The sequence below is a fragment of the Verrucomicrobiota bacterium genome, assembly GCA_039192515.1.
In the GTDB taxonomy this organism is placed as follows: Bacteria; Verrucomicrobiota; Verrucomicrobiia; order Methylacidiphilales; family JBCCWR01; genus JBCCWR01.
On sequence record JBCCXA010000001.1, the window covers coordinates 50298 to 66303 of the forward strand.

General features: G+C 43.3%; 12 protein-coding genes. 8 read left to right on the top strand and 4 right to left on the bottom strand.

Annotation, left to right across the window (positions count from 1 at the left end):
* The first annotated feature begins 55 nt into the window (after positions 1 to 55).
* From AAGA18_00250 to AAGA18_00260, 3 genes are all read left to right on the top strand, one after another.
* Positions 56 to 346 (top strand): hypothetical protein, encoded by a 291-nt coding sequence (locus AAGA18_00250; protein MEM9443755.1) that lies wholly within the window; start codon positions 56 to 58, stop codon positions 344 to 346.
* Positions 336 to 1190: an HDOD domain-containing protein gene (locus AAGA18_00255; GenBank protein MEM9443756.1), complete on the top strand. Its 855-nt coding sequence runs from the start codon at positions 336 to 338 to the stop codon at positions 1188 to 1190. The genes AAGA18_00250 and AAGA18_00255 overlap by 11 nt, the downstream gene beginning before the upstream one ends.
* Before the next feature lie 443 nt (positions 1191 to 1633).
* Complete coding sequence (locus tag AAGA18_00260; GenBank protein MEM9443757.1) at positions 1634 to 2602, top strand: FHA domain-containing protein; 969 nt, start codon at positions 1634 to 1636, stop codon at positions 2600 to 2602.
* Between the two features lie 98 nt (positions 2603 to 2700).
* On the opposite strand, the gene AAGA18_00265 is transcribed toward AAGA18_00260, so the two are convergent.
* Together AAGA18_00265 and pepF are read right to left on the bottom strand one after the other, a co-directional pair.
* Complete coding sequence (locus tag AAGA18_00265; protein ID MEM9443758.1) at positions 2701 to 3972, bottom strand: DNA polymerase; 1272 nt, start codon at positions 3970 to 3972, stop codon at positions 2701 to 2703.
* Between the two features lie 83 nt (positions 3973 to 4055).
* Positions 4056 to 5891 carry an oligoendopeptidase F gene (pepF, locus tag AAGA18_00270; protein ID MEM9443759.1) on the bottom strand — a complete coding sequence of 612 codons (1836 nt, stop codon included), beginning with the start codon at positions 5889 to 5891 and terminating at the stop codon, positions 4056 to 4058.
* 133 nt (positions 5892 to 6024) lie between these two features.
* On the opposite strand from pepF, the gene AAGA18_00275 reads away from it, so the two are divergent.
* Both AAGA18_00275 and AAGA18_00280 read left to right on the top strand, forming a co-directional pair.
* Positions 6025 to 8421, top strand: a complete 2397-nt coding sequence (locus tag AAGA18_00275) for a tetratricopeptide repeat protein (protein MEM9443760.1) — start codon at positions 6025 to 6027, stop codon at positions 8419 to 8421.
* A 70-nt stretch (positions 8422 to 8491) separates the two neighbouring features.
* The gene (locus AAGA18_00280) at positions 8492 to 9469 is read left to right on the top strand and encodes an OmpA family protein (GenBank protein ID MEM9443761.1); all 978 of its coding nucleotides are present in this window, start codon (positions 8492 to 8494) and stop codon (positions 9467 to 9469) included.
* Positions 9470 to 9521: 52 nt separating this feature from the next.
* Here the strand turns inward: AAGA18_00280 and AAGA18_00285 are convergent, their stop codons facing one another.
* A complete protein-coding gene (locus tag AAGA18_00285) occupies positions 9522 to 10220 on the bottom strand; it encodes a pirin family protein (GenBank protein ID MEM9443762.1) in 699 nt (232 codons plus the stop codon).
* 400 nt (positions 10221 to 10620) lie between these two features.
* Here AAGA18_00285 and AAGA18_00290 point away from each other — a divergent pair, with 400 nt between their 5' ends.
* Positions 10621 to 11352 carry an alpha/beta hydrolase gene (locus AAGA18_00290; protein MEM9443763.1) on the top strand — a complete coding sequence of 244 codons (732 nt, stop codon included), beginning with the start codon at positions 10621 to 10623 and terminating at the stop codon, positions 11350 to 11352.
* 30 nt (positions 11353 to 11382) lie between these two features.
* Here the strand turns inward: AAGA18_00290 and rapA are convergent, their stop codons facing one another.
* A complete protein-coding gene (gene rapA / locus AAGA18_00295; protein MEM9443764.1) occupies positions 11383 to 14355 on the bottom strand; it encodes an RNA polymerase-associated protein RapA in 2973 nt (990 codons plus the stop codon).
* 37 nt (positions 14356 to 14392) lie between these two features.
* On the opposite strand from rapA, the gene floA reads away from it, so the two are divergent.
* Together floA and AAGA18_00305 are read left to right on the top strand one after the other, a co-directional pair.
* Positions 14393 to 15403 carry a flotillin-like protein FloA gene (gene floA, locus AAGA18_00300; protein MEM9443765.1) on the top strand — a complete coding sequence of 337 codons (1011 nt, stop codon included), beginning with the start codon at positions 14393 to 14395 and terminating at the stop codon, positions 15401 to 15403.
* 18 nt (positions 15404 to 15421) lie between these two features.
* A complete protein-coding gene (locus AAGA18_00305; protein ID MEM9443766.1) occupies positions 15422 to 15964 on the top strand; it encodes a hypothetical protein in 543 nt (180 codons plus the stop codon).
* Positions 15965 to 16006: the final 42 nt, after the last annotated feature.

Consider the following 16006-nt stretch of genomic DNA (forward strand, 5'->3'; position numbering starts at 1 on the left):
TACATATAGGGTACATATGTTCCAAAGAGTAAAGAAAACCAAATTGAAAGAGGGTATGATACTCGGAGAAAATATTCATTCTATGAATGGAGAGCTAATATACAGAATTGGAGACTCTGTTGATGATAAAGTTATTGAAGAAGTCTCTAAGCTAAAAGCGAAGACTATTCTGGTGGATATGCCAAATATTGAAAAATTTTATAGTGACGAAGAGGTAAAATCAGCTCGCGAGTCAATAGCTAAGAGATTTATCGATAAGGACAAGAGCTTGACAAGGGAAATTATCAAGCTTTCAACAAAGAAACACCTTAAAAAGATGTACTTCTTGCGCCTTAATGAAGAGTAAGCCCAAGAAAATCAAACAAGAAGTCATAGAGCTTTTAGGTAGTTACATTCCCTCATTGCCGAGAGTTGCTACAGAGTTGCAAAGGATTATATCCGAGGAAGACTTCAGCTACACTAAGGTTGAAGATCTCATCATGCAGGATACTGCACTAGCAGCAAAAATCCTTAAAATAGCCAACAGCCCTGTTTACGGACTGAGCCGGGAAGTGGAATCAATCTCTCAAGCCATGATGATTATGGGAATGCACGAGATTAAGGAGATCGTGATGGGGACCGCTTGCGTAGATGCTTTTAAAAAATTTAATATGAAACACTTTGATATAAATAAATTTTGCAAACACGCATTAGCCTGCGCAGTAAGCGCCAGATACCTTGCCTCTAACATGGGAATAAACCCATTAGAGGGTTATTTTGTGGCAGGTTTGATACATGATCTTGGTCAAATCATTATGGCCAAAGCATTTCCTGAAGCCTATGTAAAGAGCTTGGATTTAGCCGTCAGCAAAAATTTAACCACTTCAAATGCAGAGCAAGAGATCTTCAAATTTGACCATACTATCATAGCACAGGCAGTTCTAGAACATTGGAAGATGCCCAAAGCTTTGCAAGCCGTAGCGAGGTATCACCACAATCCCGGGATGGCGGACCAATTCCAGCAAGAAGTCTCCATCATTCATCTTTCAGACGCTATTGTAGAGGCCATAGGATATAGCAGCGGAGGCGAATCTTATATTAAAATTGAATGCACAAGAGTTACAGAGGCACTCATTAGTCATCCATCTATAGAAAACTTATTCGAAGAAATTGACTTCCTTATGGAGACAAGCTCCAGTTCATACGAATAAATCATATAACCCGTTTCTGAGATGATTTCGTGTGCTTATAATTAAATCGACACTATGTTATAGAACTTCAACGGGATGGTTAAAAGCTGGAGCCTCAAGGAAGAAAGCGTCTGCGAAGATGTATCCATCGCATCGATCTAAGCTTAGCTCTTTACAAGCAAGCGAGGGCAAAGCGATCAAGCCCGGGGAGTACTCTCCCAGATAGAGGTGGGAAACAGGTCTCAATAAGGTAGTACCTTTAGAAGACTCTATACTGTTGACATATGATCTAACTAAAGAGACTAGACAATACACTGGCAAATTTATATCCCAAAATCTATTGCCGAAACTACCTAGTCATGTGGCGCTCATTAGCAATGCTAATAAAATATACTTGTTCTATTAAACCCAACATTTATAAGATCTATATAATGATTATAAAAATTTGATCGATATGTAATACTATGAATAGTCGAGAACAAGTCTTAGAAAAATTAAAGATGCTTGGGAATGAATCGAACGATGAGGGAATCCTATATCTTCATGAGGGGCACTATAACGGTGTTATCTACATTAAAAACGGCTATGTGAGATATTGTTATGCTGAAAATAATTATGGAGCACGAGAAGAAGGCTTTCATTCATTATTGAGAATTTTAGCATTACAATCACCAGAATGGCATTGGGAGTCATGTACATTACCTGGAGAAAAAACTATCAAGATCCCCATCGAAAGAGTTTTAGAATGCGTTGAAATCATGTCTAAAAAAAGAAATGAGCAATTAACAACCAAAACAACGCGCTTAGAACTACCGCGCAAAGCGCAAATAGACCTAACTAAAGTCAGGATCTATCTCAATGTTGACAAAGGTGCGCTTGAGGGTGAGAAATTGCCGTTGCAGCCAGATAAGACAACCGTTGGTAGGGGATTCGACTGTGCTATTAGACTACCCGATCCAACCGTATCGACCAAGCACTGTCATTTCATTATCCAAGATCATACCATTTATCTAGAGGACCTTGATTCCTTTAATGGAACCAGGATTAATAATGTCCGTATCCAAAAATATGCTGTTAGCTTTGATGACTTGATCGAAATTGGAGAAACTAAAGTTCACCTCTCCTATCAAGATAACAAAGTCTCCATGGAAGATAATGACTTGGGGGGTGACAGCCTTAATCAAGGCCTGGGAGATACGAACGCTGAAAAAGAGTCTAATCTGACAGATGCTGAAAATCGCATTAATATACAAAGAAAACTACGCCAAGTCACACGTGTGGTTGATAGGCAATCTCATCCAGAGGGTATAACGGAGAAAAGTGACTCCTCAGTAAATGAGAACTCTGATATTACGGAAGCTCCAAGCGAAGGACGCATCGCCAAACAAAGAAAACTACGCCAAATGACACGGGTAGTTGAGAAGGTTATTTAGGTGAACATCATGTCCTTAGTGGGGAAAGCTACAATGCTTGGCCATAAAACGCGAAATTGCACCGTTGAGCATCTACGCTGGACATGCAAAGCCCTAGCTTAACAACGTTGTTTGGCCTCACGGCCATCATCTTCAATTTTTAAATCCGGGATGTGGTTGAAGGCAATACGCATAGGGGCAGAGCGTAACGCCTCATAAGCTCCTCCAAAGTAAATGGTGTTATTGCCAAATTTAGTATTGAGCTCGTCCATAGCCTTATGGAGTGTTTTTCTATTTTTTGAAACTTCTGTTTCTGAGAAGAAGGAAGGCGTGTAATTATTCTCCGCTGTGAGATTAAAAAAGGTCACACCAACAGCTAGTGGTTTGAGTGTCGTCCTAGGATAGCGATCCCATAGAAGATTAAGAATGCGGATGAATTCCAAAGTGTCCTGTGTTTCTAAGAATTGCATGTCATTTCTCCAAGAGGGAGCATTGATGTGTTTAATAGAAATATGCATGGCAGATGCCATATAGCTCATATTTCGCAAGCGCATGGCAGCTTTTTGTGTGAGGCGATTAATCACGGCAAAGGCAAGTTTACGGTTGCGCTCCTCAGGAGGAAGAACATGAGAGTGACCAATAGTTGTGTGCTTTGTCGGAGGATAATAAACTTCTTCCCCCCGCAAGTTGCGAAATATCCGCTCACCCTCTACGCCATTCCAAGCTTGACGAAGCTTGTCCTTGCTCGTGTGACAAAGTTCATAAACAGTGGTAATGCCATATTCTCGAAGACGTTGTTCCATACGTTTACCTACGCCATGGATGTCTCGTAGTTCTAATTTATATAAGGCCTCTGGAAGGTCCTCTTCTTGTAGACAAATCAGACCATTAGGTTTTTGCATATTAGAAGCCATCTTGGCCAAAAATCGATTAGGCGCGATGCCTATGGAACTTTTTAAATACTGACCGACTTTACGAGCAATGGTCTGTTTAATATGTTTGGCAAGGCCTCGGGCTCTGTCTTCTTTTCTAAAATTATTAGGAAGGTCACAGATCATTTCATCTATGGAAAGCACCTCGTCTATATGGAGGCACGATTCTACTGCTTCTACAAGTTGGTGATGACATTCGACATAAGTTTTAGGCCTTGCCTGAACGATTTCCAATTTTGGACAAAGTAATCGAGCTTGTCGAACTTGAGTCCCCGTTTTAATGCCAAACCGCTTTGCTTCATAGCTTGCAGCGATACAGCAAGTCGTCTCCGCCATCACTGGTACCACTGCTACTGGTTTACCCCGCAGCTCCTTCCTCAGTTCCTGTTCGACAGAAGCAAAGTAAGAGTTAAAATCAACAAGAAGTGAACGCAAGGCCATAGTTGTATACTGGCGCACGTACAAAATAAGACAAATTTTTTGCTATTAAATGACTAACATCTTACTGACCTGGGTAAACTTGAGTCAGGATTGGGCTTTCTCTAACCGATTAATTCTTCCAGCTCCTTAACTCGTTCGGCAAAGAGCTTCAAAGCGGCTTCAATGGGTGTCGGTTTAGTCATATCGACCCCTGCCTTCGCGAGCGTTTCTAGAGGATATTCAGAACCACCAGACTTTAAGAAGCCTAGATAATCATTGAGCTCAGATTCACTACCCCTTAAGACACGGTTTGACAAAGCAACTGCAGCAGAAATACCCGTCGCGTACTTATAGACATAAAAGGCAGAATAAAAATGAGGAATGCGCAGACATTCCAGATCTAATACATCATCTAACACAAGATTAGGGCCGTGATGAGTTTCAAGTAACTTACGATAGGCCGCTCGCATGCTGTCCAAAGTAATTGGTTCCCCTTGTTCCTCCATTTCATGCACAATCATCTCGAATTCTGCAAACATGGTTTGCCTATAGAGTGTGCCTCTGATGTCATCAATTTGACGATTGATGATATAGGCACGCATTTTAGGATCATCAGTAATTTCAAGCAAGTGGTAGGTCAGCAATTCCTCATTAAAAGTGGAGGCTACCTCCGCCAGGAAAATAGGGTATTGATAATCTTGGAAAGTCTGTTCCTTTTGCGAGTAGTAAGAATGCATGGAGTGGCCGGCTTCGTGCGTGAGCGTATAAACATCGGCGAAAACATCCTCTTTAAAGTTCATGAGAATGTAAGGCGGGTTGCCATAGCTTGAACTTGAGAAAGCGCCAGAACGTTTACCTTTTGTTTCATAGCGGTCGCACCAGCGATCATGGAAACCCTTCTCTAAAGCATTAGTATAATCTTCACCTAGGGGGTTAAGGCTGACCAATACCTTTTCAATGGCTTCATCAAATGTGGTTTTAATCTCGATAGAGTCTACTATGGGGACATAGGTATCGTAGGCGTGTAACTCTTTGATGCCTAATTTGCTTCGACGCAATTCATAATATTGAAATAATGGGTCCAGGTTCTTTTTGACCGTATTAATAAGATTGGTGTAAACATCCTTTGGTATTCTATCAGAGAACAATGCTGCTTCTAGAGCTGAGGGATAACTCCTAGCCCGAGCTTCAAAAACATCTGCCTTGATCGAGCTAGAAAGTGTAGCAGCCAGCGTGTACTTATGATCATTGAACTCTTTGTAGTATTGATGAAATGCCTTTTTTCTTAATTCGGGCTCACGCTTGACTAAACAGGAAGAAAATGCTCCGTGTGAGAGTTCTATCTCCTCGCCTTGCTCGTTCTTGATAAATCCAAACTGCATATCCACATTCGTGAGTTGTGAAAATGTTTCAGAATGTCCATGTAAAGGCATGGTTGCGAGAGCCATAAGTCGCTCTTCTTTTTCTGTGAGAATGTGCGGTCTGAAACGGCGTAATCTAGTAAGCTTATTCTTCCAAGGAAGTAAACTAGGATCCTTGAGAAAAGCTTCAAAAGTATCATCATCGATCGCCTGAATCTCTGGGGTTAAGAAAGAAGCGACTTCGGCTGCTTGGATCATGACATGGTGAAAGCGACTTTCACGACTTAGATAACTATCTTCGGAGCTGTCCTCAGCAGTTTGTAACGAGCAATAGTGCCCTAGCTTCTCTAGCAAAAGATCTAGCTTCTTATCAAATTCTAAACAATCGCATAACTTCTGAGCCGAGCTGGAAAGAGTTCCGCGGAAATCTGCATATTTAGGAAAGGATTCCGCATATTTGGTAAGATCTTGATCCCAGGAGTCGTTGCAAGTATACAGCCTGGTGAGATCCCACTTATCAGAGTCAGCAATTTCACTGCGTAGAGGAACTTTTTTAGCTCTAGCTGCTAATGGAGGGTCTGCGTCAAAAAATAACATCGCAGTAATTTAGCAAAGAAGAACCTGCCGGCAAGTTTTCTTAGATTTACCTTGGCACCGAATGATTTACAAAGACTAAGAATCCAGTACGATTGCCCTAGTGTTTTATAGAGTCGTTCATGCCTGGAGAGGAATGGTTATTATAGAGCTATGGCTTATCCTAGCCCATTTTCTAACGGCCCAAGAAGTCGCCAACAGCTCAGAAACTTCTTTAGAAAAAGACAAAACGAGTACTGAATCCGGAGAAACTGCGCAGACTGTTACTAGCATTGAGGAAGTGATCAAACGGCTTAGACCTAGAGAGTTAGAGCTTTTCTCCCAAGCTTATGAGATGCAGCAGTCCGGAAGGCACAAAGAGGCCGTCCCAGTTTTTGTCGACCTATTGCGTTATTACCCGGAGACAAAAAGAAAAGAGGAAGCGCTCTTTCGCCTAGCCGAATGTTACTGGGCTTTAGGCCGTCAGGAAGAAACAAATGGCACACTGGATTTGATGCTCAAATTTTTTCCTAAAGGCAAATTTACACTGCCTGCTTATGCCATGCAGGGTGAGATCTTAGCGGTTAACAAAAAATGGAAAGAAGCACTTGAACCACTACGCCTTGCTTCCAGAACCGATAACAAAGCGCTTAAAGCGAGGGTGCTTTACCTGCTCATTCTAGCTGGTGAGCACTTAAAAATACTTCCTGATTTTTTGCTGGAACTGGAGCAGCTCACCTTAATTAAACAGGACAATCCTTACCAAGACTATGCTCGCTTAAAACTGGGCGCTTTACTTGAAGAACAAGGCCAAGAACTTAAGGCGCTAAAATTGTATAAAACGATTGTTTCTTCATCTAGGGAGGCGTCGCTAAGAGTGGAAGCGGGTGTCAGAGCAGGCAATATTGCCTACCAAAAAACGGATTATCGAGATGCCATTGGATACTACGAAACAGTCCGCCGCACGGAATCAGCGGAATATTGGGTTAAACTTGCCCACTTAGGACTTATCCAAGCTCATTTTACTCTTGGTAATTATGGTGCTGTGACACATCTCTACAATGAAGTGAAGCCGGCTTTCCCTGCTAGTCGGAGAGCCGAAATCATGTTTTTAACGGCAGAGTCTTACAGGCTGCTCAAGCAGGGTGATGAAGCACTCTCATTGTATGGGTTTATCCTTAGAGAATTTCCCGAACGCGATTTAGCTGAAAAATCAGCCTGGGCCAGGCTCTTAATCTTACATCCTATGAATGACCAGCGCTTCTTGGTGGAAACAGCCAAGTTCATTGAGCTCTACCCAAAGTCTGAAAAACTCTATCATGTTAAGCTGATGCGAGCTGAGGGCCTTTTTGCCGAAAAAAACTACAACGCCGCACAACCCATCTTAACCGAACTAATAACCGATGTTAAACAGATGCAAGCTCTTGAACCGAAAATACAAGCTGGGATCTGGTATGAGCATGCTTTTTCCAGTTTTATGTTAGAGGATTTCGATGAAGCACAAAATAGCCTTGAAGTGCTTTATAACAAGTACCCCAATTTTCCTGCAACCGACCATGTTCTATGGTTATTGGGTCAAGCCTATCAAGAACAGCAAAAGCCTGCTAAAGCCCTTCGCGTATGGTCCATGCTTGTTCGCCAGTATAGAGACTTTGAGCAGCGTGAAGTAGCGCTATGGAAGACAGGCTTGCTAGCCGGTACTCAAGATGATTACCAAACCATGCGAGATTTCCTGGAGGAATTAGTGCTTATTTATCCAGACACTCCGCACAAAAATGATGCCTACTATTGGCTAGCTATTTCTCTGGAGCAATCCGGAGAGAAAGCGGCAGCTCTAGATTATTGGCGACTCGCCAGGGAAGCCGACCAGAAAAAATATTTTGAAGAGGCCACCCAGAGACTGCTCCGTACAGCCCTGCAAGATAAGGACCTCCCAGCACTGATTGAAGAGGTAGAAAATTATGAAAAATGGAGCAATGCTAACAAAAAGGCTGTATCTATATCTGCGGATGTTTATGAATGGATAGGTCAAGAATTAGCTGAGAAAAACCAATTAAGCCTAGCCAAGAGTTACTACGAAAAAGCCATGAAACTGATGCCCACCAAGCAAGAGCGTCGCAGACCTCAACTGGCTTTATGCCTTCTATTGACTAAGGCAGATATGCATGTTGAAGCTGCTGAGGCTTGGACAAAGTTCCGTCGAGATTATCCCGAAGAGGCCGACAGGTCTGTTGTCATGGAGCCATTAGCTAAAGCTTACATATCTACCGGCCGTTTAAATGATGCCAAGGAACTAGCAGAAAAAATACTTAAACAAAACCCTGAAGGTAATTACAATGCCCGAGGCCGTCTTCTTCTTGGGGATATCGAGTATCAAAAGGGTAACTACGATGAGGCAGCCAAAATATATGCGGCCGTTGCGCTATTGATTTTCGACGAAAAACTGACCCCTAGAGCCTTAAGAAAGGCAGAGATGGCCTATCGCAAAGCTGGCAACACCGAAAAGGCTAATAAGATGCTGCTTAAACTCCAAAACGAATGGAAAAAGTCTTAGTGTGTTACTAGGGAACTTCACAAACTTATTTCGCTGACACCTCAATAGATATAAGATAATCTACGAATAGATGGCTGCTGTAAATAAATGGCAAGAGCTAACAGAGTGGGATCTCATGACAAGCACTATAGTTGCTTTTATCGGGTCACTTCTACTTCATTTAGTGCTCATCCTTTGGTTTTTTAGGGTAGAGTTAGGCTATGGCCAACCAATCGTTGATCCGATAGAGCCAAAGCGATTCAATTTAAGACAGGCTCTTATTGATCCTAAATCTTTAGAAAGCGAATACATGCCCAAGCCAAGTTTTGGTCAGAAGCCTCAAGTCGAGCCTCTTAACCTTGAGCCGGAGGACATCGATCCATTTGGTGGTCCAATTAATGCGCCCAAGATTCCTATGCCGCGCCTTCGATCAGAAATTCCACAGTCATTGAGTTCAGACATTGTCTCTGTTCCAACAGAAGCTTTTTCTGCACTCCCGCTTAGTTCGGAAGGTAAAGTCCCCCAAGTCGCACAAGCGTTGGTTGATCAGGCGAGCACGGCAGCCTTAGCAGAGAATCATGATCTGGGCATTGGTAATTTGGCATTAGGCTCTGAGAATCAAACTCTGGATAAGGGTTTGCCAGGACTGGGTGAAATCTCCGGTCTGGTAAAAACTCAAGCGCCCAAACTTCTCGATAAACCGAAAGTTCAACCGATATTATTACGTCTCTCTAGTGATGTTCTCTTTAAATTTGACTCCGCCCAAATCTTACCTGAAGGCGAAGAAAAGCTTGTGGAAATTTTAGAACTTTTTAACAGCGCAGTTCGCGCGGATGTAACCATTGAAGGACATACAGATACTCTAGGTGAGGATGCCTACAACCAAAAGCTAAGCCAGCTAAGAGCTCAAGCCGTAGCAGACTGGATCATTAATAAAGCAGGCATCTCGAAAAACGACCTCCAAGTCAAAGGCTATGGAGAAACCCGCCCTATCGTTAATCCTGATGGAGACCGCGATGAGCAGCAACTCAACAGACGCGTCGAAATCCGAATCGAGGCTGAAAAATAATTTATCCTCATTCTAGCCACCTTTCCCTGTACTCTTGCTAGGCGGTGGAGGTCTACGCCAACTTAAAAAATAAAAAGGATGTTTCTTTACTAGCAACTACTTCAAAAGTTTCTCCCTCCATGGCGGCTCCGTCTCCAGTGAATAAGGTTACTGCTCCTAATTTCAATTCGCCAGTTATCAATTGAATCCATGCATAAGGGTAGCGTCCATCTTTGGGAATAGTTATAGGTTCATTAGCTAAACTTCGACCGTAGAATACTTGAGCATTTTGTCGGATTTCTGCAGACCCGTTTTCACCATCTGGTGATGCTAGAAGTTTTAAGGAACTACTTTCCGCTGAAGCCAGGTCCAAATCTTTATATCTTGGCTCGCCTCCCTTTTCTCTTGGCTCTATCCAAATTTGTAGAAAATGAACAGGATGAGAATCAGAAGGATTGTATTCACTATGGCGCACGCCGTCCCCTGCGCTCATATATTGGAATTGACCTGCTCCTAAACGACTTTCATTGCCCATATCATCTTTGTGAGCAAGAGCCCCTTCAACAATATAAGAAAGAATCTCCATAGATCGATGAGGGTGCGTGGGGAACCCCATCCCTGGTGCTACAAGGTCTTCATTGATCACACGTAAACTGCGGAACCCCATTTGCTGGGGATTGTCATATTCTCCAAAGGAAAATGAGTGGCAACTATGCAACCAACCTGTATTTGATTTACCCCTTTCCTCACTTCTCAAAACATTGATTATCATATGCCTGTCAATCAGAACCGTATCTTAAGTAAAATACAGGACATAGAAATTGCAAACCGGAGTCTACAGATTAAGTCGAAACTTTGTGTTTTCCGTTTTAACCCGAATGAGCAGCTATGCCGTAAGTCAATTGAAACTTAATGTACCTCCGTTGATAAGATCCGACGCAGCTCTCTTGGTTTTCTCCTTTTTGAAAAGCTATTCTGGAAATCCTACCCGTTCTCTCCCGAGACTTCTGTATTCATTTATTCAATATCTCTTTAATTATTTTCGATTAGATACCGTATGTTTAATTGTCTAGTTTCTTGGCATGGTCCATCATACAAGTATAAACTGGCACAGATTTCTGTTAGGGAAGTTTAGTTTAAAAAGACTTCTTTTCTTTCCTCTTATATTCTGTGTGGCTTTATTCATTATGGGCGCGTGTTTTTCCGAGAGACTAATCTTTCCCTACAGAGGTTGTAGTTATGACAAAGACTTGATGGGTCTAGATTTTATCGATTCAAAGGATGGTCATAAGATTGCCATCTCCTATCAGCAGGCCAGCCAGGAAAAATGCTTGATCCTTTACTTTCACGGTAACGGAGAAGATCTTGGACACTTAACGGGACTACTCGAATTTCTAAACCAACAAGGCTATTCCACCCTTGCGTTAGATTATCGGGGCTATGGTCTGTCTACCGGAACACCTACGGAGAAGACAACTTATCAGGATGCTGATTTACTTTACGAAAAAGCACAAGATTTAGGTTATCACCCTAAAGATATCGTTTTATGGGGACGTTCCGTAGGTAGCGGTCCAGCTGTTGATCTTAGCTCGCGTAGGCAAGCGAAAGCATTAGTCCTTGAAAGTCCCTTTGCTACTGCCTTTACAGTATTAACCAGAATCCCCATCTTACCTTTTGATAAGTTTAATAACCTAGAGAAGATAGCAAAAGTTAAATGCCCTTTGTTTATTGTCCATGGTGATAAAGACAGAATCATCCATCATAGACATAGTGAGAAATTATTAAATGCTTACACAGGTGTTAAAGAGCGATATCTAATACCAGGGGCCGGCCACAATGATTTATGGGCTCATGATCTAAACCCGTTGCTAGACTCTCTCTCAAGATTTATTGTAGCAAATTAGGCAGCCACATCGCTACCCTTAATTAGGGACCTACACTACCCTTATCAACCTAATAGCATCTAACCTTACCTGGCTTTTTGAAATAGCCTCGAGCAAAGCTTTTTCTTCTTCTTCCAAAAGCTTGAGTTCTTTTTCGCTGACTAGTCCGTTGCGTTGTTTCAACATCATAAGGCGTTCTTTCTCATGAGTAAGCACTTCTTTCATGAGCTTGAGGGCCTCTTTCCTTTTATATTCCGATAGATCTTCTACCCACTCTTGTGCGTTATCTTTGGCGTCTTTTAAGAGTCCTTGGAGCGCTTCTCCCCCAGCAGCTAGCAAATGCTTGGGGGCGTCTGTTTTTTTAGTTTTACGCAAGACAGTCAATGAATCCTGCGGAAGTTGTGTGCCGCTTTGGTTATAGGCTATATGCAGAGAGGTTCGCGGAAGGAATCTTTTAATATCAAATTGTGGCGGGCAGGAACCTTCCAGAATAAAAATCATTTCCGTGTACAATCCAGGCTCTAAATCATCACTCTCGAGTTCGGCAAAAGCAGCGTTGCCTGCCTCGGAGCACAACAACAAGTCCATGATTGAGTTTGCTATGGGATGATCCCAAGTTAGGAATTCTACATCATCACGGGAGAGTGCCGTAGTGCGGTCTAGCGTGACTAGCTTGCCTTCTTCAGGGATAAAAGTAATTTGATCCGTGACGAGTTGCCCACGTTTGAGTAGCCATATTCTTTTGCCACGGTCCTCTCCCATCTCTTCAATATGCACACCAAAGTGATCAAGCGCTTTCAATAGGAACTGATCCAGTGCAGTTGACTGATCGAATTGCTCAATATCCGAGATAAGTTTCTTGGCTTTTTCGGGTTGGAAAGAATGCCTTTCTAGCAAACGATCTCTTCCCTTTTCTAATTTTGCTAAAAGCTCTTTCCTAAAGGCTTGCGTTTCCTCGATTAATGCGTCGAGCTTCTTCTGATCATAATCACCTAAAATGAGGCCCTTTAACTGTTGCCCAAATTTTTCCATGAAAAGTTCTCCCCCTTGAGAAGGAGCAGTAAAAATTTCTAACCCCTGATGCAACCATTGGAATACTGTCTCTGCTCCACTGTGTTTAAAGTAAGGCACATGAATCTGGATGGTTTCTTTTTGGCCGATTCTATCTAATCGACCAATGCGTTGCTCCAATAGCTCGGGATCTAAGGGTAAGTCAAAGAGGACGAGGTGATGCGCAAATTGAAAGTTTCTTCCCTCACTGCCTATTTCTGAACATAGGAGGAGTTGAGCACCTTCAGGCTCCGCAAACCACGCGGCGTTGCGATCACGCTGGATGATGGTTTGATCCTCATGAAAAACGGTCATTTTCAAATTTAACTTGTCCATGACGGCTTCATAAATTGCTTCTGCTCTCTCTTTATAGCGACAGATGAGTAGAATTTTTTTAGGACTATACTTTTTGATTAGTCGAAGCAGCCAGTCAATTCTTGGGTCTTTAGCTAACGGCTCTTGCTTCCAATCGTTTCCTTCCACTTCGTAAGCTAACTCGCTCTTTACTCTTTCCACTACAGCTATATCCGTCTTCGGAAAAGTGAGAGCTGCGGGTAATATCTTGCGCTTGGGAAAGCCTGCGATAGCCGATCGTGTGTTTCTAAAGACTACTCTTCCCGTTCCGTGGCAGTCTAGGAGGTCTGAAATCAGATGGTCCCTTGATGCATCTAGGTCCGGCTGCTCTACCAAAGCTTTCAAATTAGTGAGTGCTTGGGGGCTTTGGCCGAAAAGCTTTCCGAGAATTTTCTCATCTTGCGCTTTAAGCGGCTCTTTTAAAATGAGCCTATCTACTACTTCAGCCGTTTGCTGGTAGGAATTGGACTCTTCTTGAAACCGTTCATAGCTGTGAAAGCGAATAGGATCTAGTAAGCGAAGCCTCGCAAAGTGCCCTTCCGCTCCAAATTGTTCCGGTGTGCCGGTAAGTAGTAAAAGGCCTGTTGACTTTTTGGCAAAAGCCTCCACGGCACGATATTCCAAGCTAGATTCTTTTTTAGACCACTTCAGGTGATGCACTTCATCCACGATGGTCAAGCCCCAATCTACCGCTAGTGCTTCCTGCAGGCGCTTAGGGTTTTCTTTAAATAAGCTCAAGCTTGTTAGAATGAGATGCTCATCGGCAAAGGGATTTGCCTCTGAGTCTATAGCTTGCATGCTCTGGCAGCGTTCCTCATTAAAGATTGAGAAAGATAGATTGAAACGTCGCAGTAGCTCAACAAACCACTGATGAATAAGCGGTTCTGGAACGAGAATCAACACGCGTCCAGAGCGCCCCCGAACAAAGAGTCTATGTAAAATCAGGCATGCTTCGATGGTTTTTCCAAGCCCTACTTCATCCGCCAGGAGCACGCGGGGAGCAAAACGTGAGGCTACTTCTTGGGCTATGTAGAGCTGATGTGGAATGAGATCCATGCGCGCGCCTATATAGCCATGAGCTGGATGTTGATGGATGTTGCTCTGCAGCTCTAGGGCCTTGAGTCGCAGGTCAAATAAAGAAGACTCATCAACTCTGCCATCAAGCAATCTCCTGTCGGCTGTGCCAAGGTTCATGCTATCGGCTATTTGCATTTCAGGGAGCACTTGCTGTTCATCTCCGTAGTAATACATCAACCCTTCTTTTTCTTCCGTGCCTTGGATGACAAAAGCAGCTCCTTCGTGGCTCTCGATTTTGTCGCCAGCTTGGAAGAGCACGCGCTTGATGGGTGCCTGCTCCTTGGCATACATTCTTATTTCACCCGTAGAAGGAAATAAAATCTTCACGGTGCGATGTTCCATTTCTAAAATCATACCGAGCCCTAGTTCAGGCTCGGCTTCACTCATCCATCTCTGGCCTTGGGCAAATGTTTTCATCTCGTAAGGGCATGAGACCATACCCCTTACGAAGCACACTGCAACTCTTTCACGAAAAGCATGCTCTCGATCCCTAGAGATATCATGGTTGTCAAAGGCAAAGCTGAGGTTATACTTAGGCTTCAAAAAATTATTTTAAACAAAGAAAAGATCATTAAATAATATGCCTATAGTCGTTACCATTGTTATAGCAGTCATTCTGCTCGTCATATTCATTGTCATCCTAAACTTTATTGGTTTATGGATTCGTGCATTAACTTCAGGTGCACCAGTAAGTTTTTTCAGCCTAGTAGCTATGCGGCTTCGCGGCATTCCCGGTGCTCTGATTGTGAACTCGCGTATTACAGCAGTTCGAGCGGGATTAGAAATATCCACTACGCAGCTAGAAACACATTTTCTTGCCGGTGGTGATGTTAATGAGGTAGTCAAGGCTCTCATCGCTGCCCAGAAGGCTAAGATTGTTCTGGATTATGACCAATGCTGTGCCATTGACCTTGCGACTAAAGGAACGGGTAAAAGTGTTTATGAAGCAGTTCGAACCTCTATCAATCCTAAGGTGATTGACTGTCCGAACCCTGCATCAGGTAAGACAACCATAGATGCCGTAGCAAAAGATGGTATTGGTGTTCGAGTCCGTGCTCGAGTTACGGTGCGAACTAATCTCGACCGTTTCGTAGGTGGTGCGACTGAGGAGACCATTGTTGCTCGTGTGGGTGAGGGGATTGTCACAACAGTCGGTTCAGCCAATTCCTATAAAGATGTTTTAGAAAATCCTGATACGATTTCAAAGAATGTGCTTAGTCGGGCTCTCGATGCAGGAACGGCATTTGAAATTCTCTCCATTGATATTGCAGATGTAGATGTAGGCGAAAATATTGGTGCTCGTCTACAAGCTGACCAAGCAGAAGCTGACAAACGTGTTGCACAAGCTAAAGCAGAGGTTCGCCGTGCAGCCGCGGTAGCGGTTGAACAGGAAATGACCGCCCGTGTAGAAGAGATGCGAGCAAAGGTAGTGGAAGCCGAAGCCCAAGTGCCTATGGCCATGGCCGAAGCATTCCGCAGTGGAAATCTTGGTATCCTAGACTACATGAAGTTTCGCAACATAGATGCAGACACACAAATGCGTGGTGCGATTGCTAAGGACTCCGGAGATCAGCCAGGTAGCACAAGTTAAAAGAACATCAGCTTACTCATGGAAGATTTATTACCCATTCTTATTTTCCTGGCTATCGCTGTATTTCAGATCATAGCTAGGTTCTTTAAGAAAAAAGAGGATCCGGTACAGCCCGATTACGAGCCTGAGTCCAAAGGGGATGATGACTCATGGGACGAGCTCATGGAAGCGCTTGGGGGTAGCACTGAAAAAAAAGAGATTAAGGAAGCTTCTGCACCTGCTACCCCACCACCTTTTGTGACGGAAAGCACCACTACCTCTACCCCTCCTCCAATCCCTACAACCAAGCCAGCCACGAAGCCTGTCAGGACTCTAGAGGATATTCAGCTGGAGACCGCCAAGAAAATTGAAGCCGCCAATCGAGAAGCTGAAAGAATTAAACAGCAATCGGGGCGTAAACAGCTACAAGTACCAAAAGGGCAGCAAAGTGCCTACAGTTTACCGACTCATGAAGTATCTTTGAATCGCATAGCTTTGGTCAATAGCCTCAAATCCAAGAACTCTATTCGCCAAGCCATTGTAATCAATGAGCTCTTGCAACCTCCTCTAGCCCTTAGGTAAGGGATAATGATTATTCCTGTAACGCGGGCTGCCATTTAGGCT

Coding starts and splice junctions, on each gene's coding strand:
- AAGA18_00250 (MEM9443755.1), top strand. CDS start 56: ATGATACTCGGAGAAAATATTCATTCTATGAATGGAGAGCTAATATAC.
- AAGA18_00255 (MEM9443756.1), top strand. CDS start 336: ATGAAGAGTAAGCCCAAGAAAATCAAACAAGAAGTCATAGAGCTTTTA.
- AAGA18_00260 (MEM9443757.1), top strand. CDS start 1,634: ATGAATAGTCGAGAACAAGTCTTAGAAAAATTAAAGATGCTTGGGAAT.
- pepF (MEM9443759.1), bottom strand. CDS start 5,891: ATGTTATTTTTTGACGCAGACCCTCCATTAGCAGCTAGAGCTAAAAAA.
- AAGA18_00275 (MEM9443760.1), top strand. CDS start 6,025: ATGGTTATTATAGAGCTATGGCTTATCCTAGCCCATTTTCTAACGGCC.
- AAGA18_00280 (MEM9443761.1), top strand. CDS start 8,492: ATGGCTGCTGTAAATAAATGGCAAGAGCTAACAGAGTGGGATCTCATG.
- AAGA18_00285 (MEM9443762.1), bottom strand. CDS start 10,220: ATGATAATCAATGTTTTGAGAAGTGAGGAAAGGGGTAAATCAAATACA.
- floA (MEM9443765.1), top strand. CDS start 14,393: ATGCCTATAGTCGTTACCATTGTTATAGCAGTCATTCTGCTCGTCATA.
- AAGA18_00305 (MEM9443766.1), top strand. CDS start 15,422: ATGGAAGATTTATTACCCATTCTTATTTTCCTGGCTATCGCTGTATTT.